Annotated in this window: 10 protein-coding genes; 4 read left to right on the top strand and 6 right to left on the bottom strand. The window is 71.6% G+C overall.

Going from position 1 to position 14,012, the window contains the following annotated elements; translation table 11 throughout:
* Positions 1-394: 394 nt before the first annotated feature.
* Positions 395-1,261 (bottom strand): response regulator, encoded by an 867-nt coding sequence (locus tag QSK32_RS08370; RefSeq protein ID WP_045742323.1) that lies wholly within the window; start codon positions 1,259-1,261, stop codon positions 395-397.
* Positions 1,262-1,298: 37 nt separating this feature from the next.
* A complete protein-coding gene (locus tag QSK32_RS08365) occupies positions 1,299-1,874 on the bottom strand; it encodes a PadR family transcriptional regulator (RefSeq protein ID WP_285471577.1) in 576 nt (191 codons plus the stop codon).
* A 63-nt stretch (positions 1,875-1,937) separates the two neighbouring features.
* Here QSK32_RS08365 and QSK32_RS08360 point away from each other — a divergent pair, with 63 nt between their 5' ends.
* Entirely contained in the window at positions 1,938-3,176 is a 1,239-nt protein-coding gene (locus tag QSK32_RS08360; RefSeq protein WP_045742321.1) for an FAD-binding protein, read from the top strand.
* A gap of 710 nt (positions 3,177-3,886) precedes the next feature.
* Here QSK32_RS08360 and ftrA read toward each other — a convergent pair.
* Positions 3,887-4,879: a transcriptional regulator FtrA gene (gene ftrA, locus QSK32_RS08355; protein ID WP_285471576.1), complete on the bottom strand. Its 993-nt coding sequence runs from the start codon at positions 4,877-4,879 to the stop codon at positions 3,887-3,889.
* A 71-nt stretch (positions 4,880-4,950) separates the two neighbouring features.
* Between ftrA and QSK32_RS08350 the strand changes: the two genes are divergently transcribed.
* Positions 4,951-5,343 carry a rhodanese-like domain-containing protein gene (locus QSK32_RS08350; RefSeq protein ID WP_285471575.1) on the top strand — a complete coding sequence of 131 codons (393 nt, stop codon included), beginning with the start codon at positions 4,951-4,953 and terminating at the stop codon, positions 5,341-5,343.
* 43 nt (positions 5,344-5,386) lie between these two features.
* On the opposite strand, the gene QSK32_RS08345 is transcribed toward QSK32_RS08350, so the two are convergent.
* Positions 5,387-7,360, bottom strand: a complete 1,974-nt coding sequence (locus QSK32_RS08345) for a beta-galactosidase (protein WP_285471574.1) — start codon at positions 7,358-7,360, stop codon at positions 5,387-5,389.
* Positions 7,361-7,405: 45 nt separating this feature from the next.
* On the opposite strand from QSK32_RS08345, the gene QSK32_RS08340 reads away from it, so the two are divergent.
* Complete coding sequence (locus QSK32_RS08340) at positions 7,406-9,523, top strand: glycosyl hydrolase family 95 catalytic domain-containing protein (RefSeq protein WP_285471573.1); 2,118 nt, start codon at positions 7,406-7,408, stop codon at positions 9,521-9,523.
* A 9-nt stretch (positions 9,524-9,532) separates the two neighbouring features.
* Here the strand turns inward: QSK32_RS08340 and QSK32_RS08335 are convergent, their stop codons facing one another.
* Positions 9,533-10,027: an SRPBCC family protein gene (locus tag QSK32_RS08335; protein WP_045742316.1), complete on the bottom strand. Its 495-nt coding sequence runs from the start codon at positions 10,025-10,027 to the stop codon at positions 9,533-9,535.
* Between the two features lie 87 nt (positions 10,028-10,114).
* Here QSK32_RS08335 and QSK32_RS08330 point away from each other — a divergent pair, with 87 nt between their 5' ends.
* Positions 10,115-10,981 (top strand): helix-turn-helix transcriptional regulator, encoded by an 867-nt coding sequence (locus QSK32_RS08330; protein WP_045742315.1) that lies wholly within the window; start codon positions 10,115-10,117, stop codon positions 10,979-10,981.
* 201 nt (positions 10,982-11,182) lie between these two features.
* Here the strand turns inward: QSK32_RS08330 and QSK32_RS08325 are convergent, their stop codons facing one another.
* Positions 11,183-14,008: a glycoside hydrolase family 3 protein gene (locus QSK32_RS08325; protein ID WP_285471572.1), complete on the bottom strand. Its 2,826-nt coding sequence runs from the start codon at positions 14,006-14,008 to the stop codon at positions 11,183-11,185.
* Positions 14,009-14,012: the final 4 nt, after the last annotated feature.

Raw genomic sequence — 14,012 nt, 5'->3', positions numbered from 1 at the left:
ACGTGATTCGCTGGTCTGCATCCTGCCCGCACCTATCTCATGGGCGTGACTGATTGTGACGCAGCTTTCGTCGCAAGAGAACGTGCGGCGCATCTCGATTTAGATCCCTAGCGATGAAACGCCGGGCGTTTTGAGCTTTGTCGTCCGTGTTTCCACACTTAGAAACACACATGCCGCGCTCAGTAACCGCACCGTCACTCAAAGACGGGCAGATGAACGCGGCGACAACTTATATAACAATCGGTAACATCGGGCGATTCGCCACCGGCTCAGCGGGGCCCCGGCTTCATCGAAAACCTTCTTTGGGGGTACGCGCTACGCCAACCGGATGATCCAGGATCGACGTTCGGTCGCACCCATACTCGGTCGGCCGGCCGGACTTCGCGCCGTCCGGTCATCCCGCCCGGGACAACAGGTTCAAAGCGGGCGCGCGCTGCGAATGCAGGATCTGCACGGTGTCCTCGGTGCAGGTGCCCGGCTTCTCGTCCATCACGCACAGGGTCCCGACCACGTGCCCCTCGGCGGAGTTCAGTGGCACGCTGGCATACGACCGGACACCACTGATCGCGAAGAGCGGGGTGTCCGCGTACTCGTCGTCGGTCGCACTGTCACCGATCAGCACCGGGACGTCCTCGGCCACCACGATGGTGTCCGGCGACCACTCGACCGGCACACCGCCCGCCTCACGGACCCACTTGGGCAGGCCGTGCGAGCCGGTCACCACCACACTGTCGTTGAGGACCAGGCTGATCGCCGCCATCGGCACCCCGGTCAACTCGGCCAGACGCTCGGCGAAGGTGTCCAGCGCCGCCGCGTGCGCCGGGCGGGTGAGCAGGTCGGAGACGGCGAGCAGCCGCTTCACGTCCACCAGGTGGGCTGCCGCGTCCGGGCTCGTCCGACGTCCCGCCTCGCGGGCCGCCAGCAACTCCTTGGCCGCGACGACCACATGCCGGGGACGGACCGGCTTGGAGATGGTCACGTCGCACAGTCCGCGGGCCGCGGCCGGCGCGGCGGCGGACAACATGATCACCGGAATGCCGGCGGTGTCCTTCTGCGCGCGCAGACGCTCGGCCACGTCGAGACCGCTCATCCCGGGCATGTGGTGGTCCAGGATGATCAGATCCGGTCCGGACTCGGCGATCAGATCGAGGGCGGCGGCGCCGGACGGTGCGGTGCGAACCGCGTACCCCTCACTGCTCAGCACGGTGGCGAGCAGATCGGCGATGTCCGTGTCGTCCTCGGCGACCACGATCGACGCCATGCCTGCCCTCCTCCTCGAGTCGGCTGGTGGATCGACCTTAACCCGCGGAAGGCACACCATCCGGGCGAAACGGCAACCCGGCCGATTGCTCGGAGCCCCAGGACTGCTCTCCCGACCGAATCCGCCCCACCAGCGTCGCCAGCCAGTCGATCTCGGCCGCCACGATCCCCCGCCAGTAGGCCTCCTCGAGCGGCGCGGTCCCGTCATCGGCGACCTCACCGGCCAGCCGCCGCGCCCGGTCGTCGAGGATCCCGGCGGCCCGGTCCGGGGCGAGCGCCTCGGCGAAGCCGACCGCGAGCACGAAGTCGACCGAGGCGGCCGGCGTGTCCCGGAGGCCCACCTCGAGCTTCTCCCTGAAGCAGGCGACCCCGGCGGCGGTCGCCTCGTAGACCGTCCGGGGTGGTCGATTGCCCACCCGTCCGGGCTTGCGCGCCCGCACCAGACCGGCCCGTGCCAGCGACTTGAGCAGGGTGGTCACCGTGCTGCGGGTGACCGTCAGCGGAGCACATCGCTCCCGCAGCCGGGTCGACAGGTCGTATGCGTGAGCGGGCTGCTGGACGAGAAGGCCCAGAATGGGTAGCACAAGGCTGTTCCGAGAGGCATCCAGCGGCATCGCCCGATTTTAATAAGCGTATACATCTAAAGACAACCGTGCAGGTCGTCGTAGGGTGAAGCGATGCGGGAATTGACCAACTGGGCCGGCAACATCGTCTTCGGCGCGCATCACGTGCACCGCCCCACCTCCACCGCCGAGGTCCGCGCGATCGTCACCGCGGCACCGAAACTGCGCGTGCTCGGCAGCGGCCACTCGTTCAACCGGATCGCCGACACCGACGGCGACCTGATCTCCCTCGCCGACCTCCCGCGCACCGTCGAGATCGGACCGGACCGGACCACGGTCCGCGTCGACGGCGGCATCCGGTACGGCGAACTGGCCACCGCCCTGCAGGCCGAGGGCTTGGCCGTGCACAACCTGGCCTCGCTGCCGCACATCTCGGTCGCCGGCGCGGTCGCCACCGCCACGCACGGCTCGGGCATCCGCAACGGCAACCTGGCCACCGCCGTCGCCGCCGTCGAACTGATCCGCGCCGACGGCGAAACGGTCACCCTGCGCCGGGGCGACCCCGACTTCGCCGGCGCCGTCGTCGGGCTCGGCGCGCTCGGCGTGGTCACCGCCCTCACCCTCGACGTGGTGCCGTCGTTCCCGCTGCGCCAGTACGTCTTCGAGAACCTGCCGGCCGCCGCCCTCCGCACCGACCTGGAGGAGATCCTCGCCGACGGTTACAGCGTCAGCCTCTTCACCAGCTGGACCGGACCCGACATCGACCAGGTGTGGCTGAAACGGCCCGACCCGCTGACCGGCGACGACTACTTCGGCGCCCGCCGCGCCGACGGCCCGCGCCACCCGGTGCCCGGCATGCCCACGGTGAACTGCACCGAGCAGGGCGGCGTCCCCGGCCCGTGGCAGGAGCGCCTGCCACACTTCCGGATGGAGTTCACCCCGAGCAGCGGTGAGGAACTCCAGTCCGAATGGCACATCGCCCGCGAACACGCGGTGGCCGCCCTCGACGCGGTCGGCGGACTACGCGGACGGGTCGCCGACGTCCTGCAGATCTGCGAAATCCGCACCATCGCCGCCGACGACCTGTGGCTCAGCCCCAACCACGGGCGGGACAGCCTGGCCCTGCACTTCACCTGGATCGCCGACACCGAGGCGGTGCTCCCGGTCGTCGCCGACCTGGAGAAGGCGCTCGCCCCGCTGTCCCCCCGCCCGCACTGGGGCAAGGTCTTCACGATGGCCCCGGCCGACGTGCGAGCCGCCTACCCCCGTTTCGACGACTTCGCCGCCCTGACCCGCCGCTTCGACCCGTCCGGCACGTTCCGCAACCCGTGGCTGGACGCCCTCCTCGACTGACCCGCACCCAGCAGAGGGAGTCCCCGGAGCGCGAGCCCCTTGCCTTGCGGTCCCCTTGCCTTGCGGTCCCTTTACCTTGCGGTCCCGCAGCGCGAACCCCTCGCCGTGTGACCCCGCAGGGCCGCCCCAGCCGTCGGCCACGGTTACCTGCAATCCGAGCACAGCCGTGGGCGACGGCCCACAAACACGAGCCGTCGCCAGCGGTCGCCCGACGCCGCAGAAAGAACCCTGAAGAACGGCTGACGACCCCGAGCCGTCGTCCACGGCTGAACCCCACCTCCCGAACAGCCGTGGACGACGGCTGAACCACCCCCAGCCGTCACCCACGGCTGATCCAAGAGCCGGAAACGACCCTCAACGACGGCCGCCCATCCCGAGCCGCCACTCAGGGCTGAACTTCGCCTCCTGAACAGCCGTGTCCGACGGCTCCGCCAACCCAGCCGTCGGACACGGTCGAGCCATGGACTGACGACGACCGTGGACGACGGCTGACGACCCAAGCCCGGCACGACCCCGGCCCGGCACAACCCGAACTCGGCACGCCCCGAACCCGGCACGCCCCGGAGTCGGCACGATCCGAACCCGGCACAACCCAAACCCGGCACGATCCGAACCCGGCACGCCCCGGAGTCGGCACGATCCGAGAGTGCGGGTGCCGACGCCGGGCGTGACGGAGCACCAGCGCGGTCAGCGTGACCGGGCGCCAGCAGTCAACAAGACGGGGACTGCTGCTGGGCAGCGCTGAAGGCACGGCGGTAGGCGGACGGCGACGTACGCATCGCCCGGCTGAAGTGGTGGCGGAAGGTCACCGCGGCGTCGAAGCCGACAGCCGCCGCCACCTCCTCGATCGGCAGCCCGCCGTCCTCCAGCAGGGCCAGGCTCGCGTGTACGCGCTGCGCGATCAGCCACCGGATCGGGCTGGTGCCGGTCGCCCGGGCGAAGTGCCGCAGGTACGTCCGCGACGACATGTGCGCGCGCCGGGCCAGTTGGTCGACGGTGATCGGGGTGGCGAGGTGGCCCAGTGCCCACGCGATGCTGCCCGCGACCCGGTCGTCGTCCGCGTCGGCGGGCATCGGCGTCTCGACGAACTGGGCTTGGCCGCCGTCCCGGTGGGGTGGGACGACGAGGCGCCGGGCGACCGCGTTGGCGATGCCGGTGCCGTGGTCGCGGCGTACCACGTGCAGGCACAGGTCGAGTCCGGCGGCGCTGCCCGCGCTGGTCAGGACCGTGCCGTCGTCGATGTAGAGCACGTCCGCGTCGACGTCGACGGCGGGGTGCCGCCGGCGCAGGGCGGCCGCGTATCGCCAGTGGGTGGTGGCCCGGCGGCCGTCCAGGAGTCCCGCGCCGGCCAGGGCGAACGCGCCCGAGCAGATCGACATGATCCGCGCGCCCCGGGCGTGGGCCCGGCGCAGCGTGGACACCAGGGCCGGGGAGGTCGCTGCTTCGACGTCCGGCACCCCGGGCACGATCAGCGTCTCGGCCTGCTGGAACACCTCCAGCCCGTGCGTGGTGTGCAGGGTGGCGCCGCCGACGAGACGGATCGGTCCGGGCCGTTCGGCGCAGATGGTCAACTCGTACCAGGGCACGTCGAACTCGGGCCGGGGCAGCCCGAAGATCTCGGTGACGATGCCGGTTTCGAACACCGACATCCCGTCGTATGCCAGCACCGCCACCGCGTGGCCGCGCCGTCCCACCGTCAGCATGGCGCGATGTTAGCGCCCGCCGTCGTTCCCGCCACTGGTCCGGCCGGCCCACGACATCGCAGGATCGGATCATGAACAACAGCGCTGAGGCCTTCTTCGCCGCGAAACTGGCCTTCGAGACCGACGTCAGTGACGTGCACGCCGCCCTGGAGTCCGGCCGGCCCGGACTGATCCTGATCGACTCCCGGAACACCGCCTCCTGGGATCAGGGGCACCTCCCGGGTGCCGTCCACCGGCCCGATCCGGCAACCCTGCCCCGGGACGCCGAGCTGGTCGTCTACTGCTGGGGGCCGGGCTGCAACGGCGCGACCAAGGCGGCCCTGGAACTCGCCCGGCAGGGCCACCGGGTCCGCGAGATGATCGGCGGCTTCGAGTACTGGGCTCGGGAGGGTTTCCCGGTGGTCACGTCGACCGGCGAGGTGACCCGTCCGGTCGACGAACTGACCGCCCCCTGCGGATGTTGATCAAGCCAAGAGATCGAGCCACAAGAGATCAAACCGAAAAAGATCAAACCGCAGAGAGCCGCGCGATCAGACAGCCCCCACCGGCGACCGTGACGGCACCGTGCAGCGGCCGGCCCGTCACCGCGTCGACCGCCGGACCGGGCAGCGGCAACGACGCCGCGACCGGTCCGTGGTTGAACAGGTACAGCAGGTCGTCCCGGCGTACCGCCTCGACGTCGCGGGGCAGCCCTTCCAGCACCGGCCCCACGCCCGCCTCGGACGCCACCGTGCCGAGCAGCCGTTCCAGGCTGTCGTCGTCGAGTCCGGTGGAGAGGTACCACGCCACGCCCGCCCCGACCTCGCGACGGGTGATCGCCGGGGCGCCGGCCAGCACCCCCGACGTGTACAACGCGACCGTCGCGGCGCCCGCGGTCTCCACCCGTTCCGCCCAGCGGCCGGCGACCGTGCCGTCGTCGAGCAGCAGCGTCGTCTCCGGGGGCTGCGGGTGCCATTCGACCGCCCGTACCCCCAGAAGGTCGCGGAAGGCGCCCGGGTAACCGCCCAGCCGGATCCGGCCGGCCGGGTCCGCGATGCCACTGAGGTAGCCGACCACCAGGTGGCCACCGGCGGCCACCCAGTCGCCGAGCGCCGCGGCGGCCCGGTCCGAGACGAGGTAGAGGTGCGGCAGCACGATCATCGAGTAGGCGCCGAGGCTGTCCGGGAAGGATTCCAGGCCGGGGAAGACGAAACCGGTCTGGCGTTTGGCGCGGAACAGCGCGCGGTGGGCCTGCCGGACCGCGGCGAGGTAGTCGATGTCCGCGGCCGGGAGTCCCGCCCCTTGCAGCGCCCACCAGGAGGGGGCGTCCCAGGCCACCGCGATCCGCGCCGCGGGCGGTGCCGCGTCGGCCGTGGTAGCGAGGTTCTTGAGGGCGCGTCCCAGTCCGACCGCTTCCCGGAACACCGGGCTGTCCGCGCCCGCGTGCGGCACCAGCGCCGAGTGGAACAGTTCGGCGCCGCCGCGGGGCTGCCGCCACTGGAAGTACATCGCCCCTCGGGAGCCGCGCGCCACGTAGCCGAGGCTGTGCCGGGTGAGACGTCCCGGCTCCTTGGCGTGCATCCGGCCCGGCGTGTAGATCAGGTTGGGCGCGGTCTCCATCAGCAGCCACGATCCCCCGCCCCAGCCGCGGGCCAGGTCACCGGCGAAGGCGGTCTCCTCCTCGGCTCCCGGTCCGGCCGAGTCCGGGTAGTGGTCGACCGCGACGAGGTCCACCTCGGCGGCCCACCGGGCGTGGTCGACGCTGACCCAGCCGCCCTGGACGAAGTTGGTGGTCACCGGGATGTCCGGGGTGAAGGAGCGCAGCACGTCGCGCTGCTCGGTGAACGCGCCCAGCAACTCGTCGGAGAGGAACCGGCGGAAGTCCAGCACCTGGGCCGGGTTCGGCAGGTACTGGGTGGCGCGCGGCGGCATGATCTGCGACCAGTCCGAGTACCGCTGGCTCCAGAACGCGGTGGTCCACGCCTCGTTCAGCACGTCCAGGTCGCCGTGCCGGTCCCGCAGCCAGGTCCGGAAGGCCTCGGCGGTCAGATCGCAGCGGCAGTCCGTCCCGTACTCGTTGTGCACGTGCCACATCGCCAGCGCCGGGTGCCCGGCATACCGCTCGCCCAGGGCGGCGGCGATGCGGCGGGCGGCCGCGCGGTAGGCGGGTGCGGACGCGCAGTAGGTGTCGCGGCTGCCGTGGGTGAGGCGGACCCCGTCGGCGTTGACCGGCAGGGCCGACGGGTGGGCGAGCGTGAACCAGGGCGGCGGTGAGGCGGTCGGGGTGGCCAGGGCGACCCGGATGCCGCCGTCGTGCAGCCTGTCCATGATCCGGTCGAGCCAGCCGAACTCGTACTCGCCCTCGCGGGGTTCCAGGTGCGACCAGGCGAAGATGCCGAGTGACACCATGGTGATGCCGGCCTGGCGCATCAGCGCGACGTCGTCGTCCCAGACCTTCTCCGGCCACTGCTCGGGGTTGTAGTCGCCGCCGAAGAAGAGCATCGCACCGCCTTGACTTTAGTTTGGACGATAAACAAAGTAGGCAGAGTGCATACCGCTGTCAATCAGTCCTTCCGCATCACGACGAGCACCGAGGACTGGGAGCACGCGCTGATCAGCGGGAACGGCCGGCAGGGTGTCCTCTGCTACGGCTCCCCCACCGCGCTGCGCTTCACCCTGGCCCACGAGGAGATCTTCCAGCCGGTCACCGAGCCGCTCCCGGCACCGGCCACCGCCGCGGCCCTGCCGCGACTGCGCGATCTCATCGCGGGCGGGCGCTTCAGCGAGGCGGCGCAGGCGGTGTGCGACCTGGCAGTTCAAGAGCATCCGGGGTACGCGGAAACGCGCTGGACCGATCCGCTGATCCCGGCGGCGACGATCACGTTCACCCCGGACGGTCCGGTGGGCGCCGGCTGGTCGCGGGGCACCGACTTCGCCACCGGTGTGGTGACCCAGACCTGGGACGGGGTGACCTGCGAGACGTTCGTGTCCCGGGTCCACGACGCGGTGGTGACCCGGATCCGGGGCGTCGACGGAACCGTGACGATCGGGCTCACCGACGGGCGACCGGAACGACCGGTGGACGCCGTCACCCGGCGGTCCGGAGACGAACTGCTGCTCACCGCACGGTTCCCGGGCGTGGACTGGGCGGGGGCGCTGCCGGGATACACCGTCGGCGTGCGCGTCACGCGTACCCGGGAAGAGGTTTTGATCGTCGCCCGGACCACCCCCTCCCCGGACCGGCCGGGAGCCCTTCCCGACGGCGACTTCGACGGCCTCCTGGCGGCCCACGTCGTCCGGCACGGCGACCTGGCCGGACGGGTCACGCTCGACCTGGGCGGACGCCGGGAGCAGCAACTGTTCGACGCCGGCCGCTACGCGATCATCAGCAGCACCGGTACCCGCCCGCCGACCCTGCAGGGCGTCTGGTCCGGTTCCTGGTCGCCGCCGTGGCGCAGCGGCTGGACCGTCGACGGCAACCTGCAGGCCGCGCTGCTGTCGGTGCATTCCACCGGCACTCCGGAACTGATGACACCACTGTTCGACCTGCTCGACACCCTGCACGACGACTTCCGGGAGAACGCCCGGCGGCTGTACGGCGCGCCCGGCGTCTACATCCCCGCACACCTGGGCAGTCACGGCCGACAGAACCACTTCGGACCGGTCTGGTGCCTGACGTTCTGGACCGCGGCAGCCGCCTGGCTGGCCCGCCTGTACCTCGACCACTGGCAACACACCGCCGACCGGGAGTTCCTCGCCGCCCGGGCCCTCCCGTTCCTCCGCGAGGTCGCCGACTTCCACCTGCACGTCGTCGAGATCGTCGACGGTCGCGCCCGGTTCAGCCCGTCCTACTCCCCGGAGAACGATCCGGACGGCGCCGGCGCCCAGGCCTGTGCCGACGCCACCCTCGACGTGCAGGCCGTCCGGGATCTGCTCCGCGGTCTGCTCGCCCTGGACCCGGACCACCCGTCGGCGGACCGCCGGCGCACCCTGCTGGAGGCGCTGCCGCCCCACCGGATCAACGCCGCCGGCGAGCTGGCCGAATGGATCGACCCGAGGTTCGGCGACCACCACGAACACCGGCACTCCAGTCATCTGGTCCCGTTCCTGTACGCCGGCGACCCGCTCGTCGACGCCGACCCGGCTCTGCACGCGGCCGCGGTGGCGACGGTCCGGGCCCGCCTGCGGTGGTGGCTGAGCGAGGCGTCCGACGAGATGGGGTACGGCCTGGCGCTGCTCGGCGTGGCAGCCGCGCACCTGGGCCTGGCCGCGGAGGCGTACGCGGCACTGGAACGACTGGGTGACGCGTACTGGCGTCCGACGATGGTGCCCACCCACAACCGCGACCACATGTTCAACGTGGACGTGGCCGGCGCCTACCCGGCGCTGATCGTGGCGATGGTGCTGCGCAGCCGGGACGTGGGACCGGACGGGGTGGCCCGGGTCGACCTGCTCCCGGCGCTGCCCGGCGCGTGGCCGTCCGGGAGCGTCCGCGGCCTGGTCGCCCGCGGCCCGGTGACCGTCGACGTGTCCTGGACCCCGGACCGGGTCGACGCGACGCTGACCTCACCCGTCGACCGCACGGTCGAACTGGGCCTGCCCGGCTTGACGAAAACGGTCACGTTGCGGGCGGACCACCCCCACCAGGTCTCCGCCCCGCGCTGACGCTCCCGCTCACACGGCTTCCCCCTGGACGACCGCGACCATCCGGTTCAGCGCCGCCTGCATGTAACGCTGCCACAGCGGGCGGAACGGCCCGGCGATGATCAGCTTTCGTCCGGGGAGGGGCTTGAACTCGTACGTCCAGCGGATCGTAGTACCGTCCCCGTCGGGCAGGAACGAGAACTCACCGCGGACGCCGCGGGCCAGCGCACCCAGGGCGTTGGTGAAGCCGGTCAGCTCGTACGCGAAACCGTGGCCGTCGACGTATTCGGTGAGCGCCTCGGTGGCGTGCGAACCGTCGGTGAACCGTGGCCGCCGGGACACCCCGGCGTGGTCCCAGTCGCTGGTCTGGTCCTCCACCCCGGCGATCCCCGGGAACAGGCGGTCGGCGACGAAGACCCGGCTCAGGTCGATCGGGGCGATGATCCGGAACGTGACGGCGGGGGTGGCGGACGTCCGGGCGAAGACGGTGATCGGAACGGTCCGGTCGGTACTGGTGATGAGCATGGGATCAGCTTCCGGCCATCGGCAGGGGGCAGCCAGGCACCTGATCGACCCTGGTACCAGCGGTACCCAGGCTGCGATCATGAAGCGATGAGCGCGGTGACCTTCGGTGCCCTGGTACGGCGATGGCGTGATCGGCTGGATCCGGCCGACGCCGGGCTCACCCGGACGGCCAGGAGCCGCACTCCCGGCCTGCGACGTGAGGATCTGGCCGGACTGGCCGGGCTGTCCGTGGAGTACGTGCTACGCCTCGAACAGGGCCGCGCCACGAATCCGTCGGCGCAGGTGGTGGCCGCGATCACCCGGGCTCTTCAACTCCGGCGACCGGAACGCGACCAGCTCTTCCGCGCCGCCGGGCTGCTGCCGCCGCAGGACGGGATGGTCGACGACCATGTCCCGCCGGGTGTCCAGCGGCTCGCCGCCCGGCTCGGTGACGTGCCGATCGGGATCTTCGCGGCGGACTGGCGGCTGCTGTGGTGGAACCCCATGTGGATCGCCCTGCACGGTGACCCGGCCGTCATCCCCGAACCGGAGCGCACCATCGCGCACATGCTGTTCGGCACCGGGTCCGCGCCCGCCTACCTGCGGCCACTGACCTCGACGGCCGGGCCGGACGCCTTCGCAGCCACCATCGTCGCCGACCTCAAGGACGCCGCGGACCGGTACCCCGCCGATCCACGGCTGGCCGCGCTGGTGACCGGCTTCCGGCAGGCCTCGCCGGAGTTCGAGCGCCTGTGGACGACGGTCGGCGCCACGACGCTGACCAGTGACGAGAAGACGATCAGCCACCCGGAGATCGGCGACGTGACGCTTGACTGCGATGTGCTGACGGTGCCCGGCGCCGACCTGCGCATCGTCGCCTACACCGCGGCAGCGGGGTCCCCCGACGCCGACAGGCTGGACTGGCTGCGGGTGACGGCCGACCGCTCGACGGAGAAGGAACGGGCCACCGCCTAGACACGTAGGGACGAAGCCCATCCGTGTGGTGATTACGGGCGCGCTGGACGCCCGAAGTCACCACACCATGGCGGGTGTGGTGAATACGGGCGCGCTGCACGCCCGAAGTCACCACACCATGGCGGGTGTGGTGAATACGGGCGCGCTGCACGCCCGAAGTCACCACACGGATGGGCTTCGGACCCCGATGACGAGAGGTGTCTAGGCGTCGAAGGTGACGGTGGCGACGGTGAGATCCGGGTGGTCGTAGCGGAGGTACAGGTCGTGGGTGCCGGCCACCGGCGGGAAACCGGCGGTCACCTCGGTCAATTCCTCGCGGCCCTCGACCGGCGGGACCGGGACGGTGGCCAGGACCGGTCCGGAGAGCGGGTCGTCCAGGCGCAGGGTGAGTGTCGCGGCCTCGCCCCGGGCGGCGGCCTCGGCGCGCAGGCTCGTGACGCCGGCGCCGAAGTCGACGTCGTCGAAGACCGCCCAGGCGCCGGCGTGGACGCTGCGCAGGGCCTCGCCGGGAGCGCGGTCGACCGGGGCGGGCAGGACGGCGTCGTAACCGTCGTTGTCGATCAGGCGCAGGCCGGCCCGCGGGTCACGGGACGGGATGCGTTCACCGTCGACGCGCAGGGTCGCGGTCTGCGTCCAGTCGGTGCTGGACCGGCCGACGGCGATCGTGTGCCCGGCGTCCTCGACCACCCAACGGGACCGGGTGACGTCCCAGAACGCCAGGTCGGCGGCGGCCAGCGGGATCTCGACGGTGGCGCGCGCCCCGGGTTCGAGGTGGATCCGGCGGTATCCGCGCAGGCTGCGCAGCGGCTGCTTGACCCGGGAACGCTGCTGACGGGTGTACAGCTGGACGACCTCGGTGCCGGCCCGGTCGCCGGTGTTGACGACGTCGACGCTGACCGTGACCGTGCCGGACGGGTCGACCGTGGTCGCGCTCAGCCGCAGGTTCTCGTGGTGGAACGTCGTGTAGCCGAGGCCGTGGCCGAACGGGAACAGCGGCGTGCCCCGGTAGTAGAGATAGGTCGCGTCGGTCGCGATGATGTCGTAGTCGAGGAGTTCCGGCAGGTCGCCGGTGTCCGCGTACCAGGTCTGGGTGAGGCGTCCGGTCGGCTCCGCGCCGAACAGGACGTCGGCGAGCGCGGCGCCGTGTTCCTGACCGCCGTGCGACGACCAGAGGACGGCCGGCAGGTGGTCGGCGGCCCAGCCGATCGCATACGGGTACGCGCTGGTCAACGCCAGCACGGTCCGCGGGTTGGCGGCGTGCACCGCGTGCAGCAGGTCGTTCTGGGTGCCGGGCAGGGACAGGTCCCGCCGGTCGGCGGTCTCCCGGCCGGCCACCAGTGGATGGTTGCCGAGGGCGAGCACGACCAGGTCGGCCTGCGCGGCCACCGCGGCGGCCGCGGTCACGCCGTCGACGAGCAGGTCGACGGTGAAGACGGTGGCGTCGGCGGGCACCTCGGCGGCGGTCCGCACCACCCCGTCGGCCCCGGCGGCCAGGAAGCGGCCGCTCTGTACGTGCCGCAGCAGCACACCACCGGAGACCGGCACGAAACGGAACGTCTCGCGCACCTCCCAGCCGTTCGGGCCGGGCCGGTCGTGGACGAGTCGGTGCGCCTCGGGCCCGAGACCGTCGGCGCCGACGAACAGACCGTTCGACACGGCGCGCAGCGAGATGGTCTCCTCGCCCCAGTCCAGCACGTCGAAGAGCGCGTCGTCCGGGGTGCCGTGCTCTGCGCGTACCCGAAGAAGATCGTGATCAGTGACCAGGAGCCCGGCCGCGCAGCGCAACGCGACGCGGTCCACCCCCTCGTGGAAGAGGACGGTGCCGATCCGTTCGGTGATGCCGTCGCGCAGGGTCCGGCGGTACGGCGGAGTGCCGCTGTACCAGTCGTCGAAGGTCACGTCGGCGAGCGGCCCGATCACCGCGACGGTCCGCGGCGTCGCCGGGTTCAGTGGCAGGATGCCGTCGTTGCGCAGCAGCACCACCGAGGCGCGGGTGGCCTCGCGGGCCAGCGCACGGTGCTCGGCGGAGTCGACGGCCTCGGGGCCGATGTGCCGGAACGGGTCCTCCTCCGGGTTGAACTCGCCGAGGCGGATCCGCACCGACAGGATGTGCCGGACGGCGGCGTCCACGTCGGACTCGCTGAGCAGGCCCTGTTCGCAGGCGGCGGTGAGGTGGGCGACCGACGCGGCGGGGTCTTCGGTGATGCAGTCGACGCCGGCCCGCAGCGCGGCGGCGAAACCGGCCACGTGGTCCTCGCTCCACTGCTGGTCACCGGCGAGGTTGTGCACCGCCCAGGCGTCGCCGACGACCATCACGTCGTCCTCGGTCCAGGACCGCAGCGTCTCGTTGATCAGCGGGCTGAGGTGTGCCGGGCGCCCGTTGACCAGGTTGTACGAGGCCATCACGGCGACCGCGGCACCGTCCGCGAGCGCCGGCCGGTATGCCGGGAGCTCGTATTCGTGCAGCACCCGCGGCGGCAGGTTGCTGGAGGTCAGACACCGGTCGGTCTCGTTGTTGTAGGCCAGGAAGTGCTTGAGGGTGGGTGCCGTCCGCAGCCAGAGCGGGTGGTCGCCGCGCAGCCCCCGCGAGTACGCCGTGCTGAGCACCCCGGTCAGCCAGGGGTCCTCGGCGTAGCCCTCCTCGTTGCGTCCCCACCGCGGGTCGCGCAGCAGGTTGACCACCGGCGCCCACACGTTGAGGCCGACGTTCTCCGGGTCGCGGTGGTGCATGGCGCGCACCTCGACGCCGACCGCCTCGCCGACGCGGCGCAGCAGCTCCGGGTCCCAGCTGCTGGCGAGCCCGACCACCTGGGGGAAGGTGGTGGCGACGCCGAGCCAGGCCACCCCGTGCAGCCCCTCGGTGCCGGTCCGGAACGCATCGACGCCCAGGCGTGGGACGGCGGCCTGGTGCTGGTGCAGCAGGCCGATCTTCTCCGCCAGGTTCAGCCGGCCCAGGAGGTCGGTGACCCGCGTGGCGAGTTTCTGCTGCGGGTCGCGAAAAACGATGCGAGTGGGGGAATCGGTCACAACG

The organism is Actinoplanes sp. NBRC 101535, assembly GCF_030269225.1.
Classification (GTDB): Bacteria; Actinomycetota; Actinomycetes; order Mycobacteriales; family Micromonosporaceae; genus Actinoplanes; species Actinoplanes rectilineatus.
The sequence above is the reverse complement of the archived record's forward strand: the minus strand, read 5'-3'. Positions and strand labels throughout refer to the sequence as shown.

Coding starts and splice junctions, on each gene's coding strand:
- QSK32_RS08370 (WP_045742323.1), bottom strand. CDS start 1,261: ATGGCGTCGATCGTGGTCGCCGAGGACGACACGGACATCGCCGATCTG.
- QSK32_RS08365 (WP_285471577.1), bottom strand. CDS start 1,874: ATGCCGCTGGATGCCTCTCGGAACAGCCTTGTGCTACCCATTCTGGGC.
- QSK32_RS08360 (WP_045742321.1), top strand. CDS start 1,938: ATGCGGGAATTGACCAACTGGGCCGGCAACATCGTCTTCGGCGCGCAT.
- ftrA (WP_285471576.1), bottom strand. CDS start 4,879: ATGCTGACGGTGGGACGGCGCGGCCACGCGGTGGCGGTGCTGGCATAC.
- QSK32_RS08350 (WP_285471575.1), top strand. CDS start 4,951: ATGAACAACAGCGCTGAGGCCTTCTTCGCCGCGAAACTGGCCTTCGAG.
- QSK32_RS08345 (WP_285471574.1), bottom strand. CDS start 7,360: ATGCTCTTCTTCGGCGGCGACTACAACCCCGAGCAGTGGCCGGAGAAG.
- QSK32_RS08335 (WP_045742316.1), bottom strand. CDS start 10,027: ATGCTCATCACCAGTACCGACCGGACCGTTCCGATCACCGTCTTCGCC.
- QSK32_RS08330 (WP_045742315.1), top strand. CDS start 10,115: ATGAGCGCGGTGACCTTCGGTGCCCTGGTACGGCGATGGCGTGATCGG.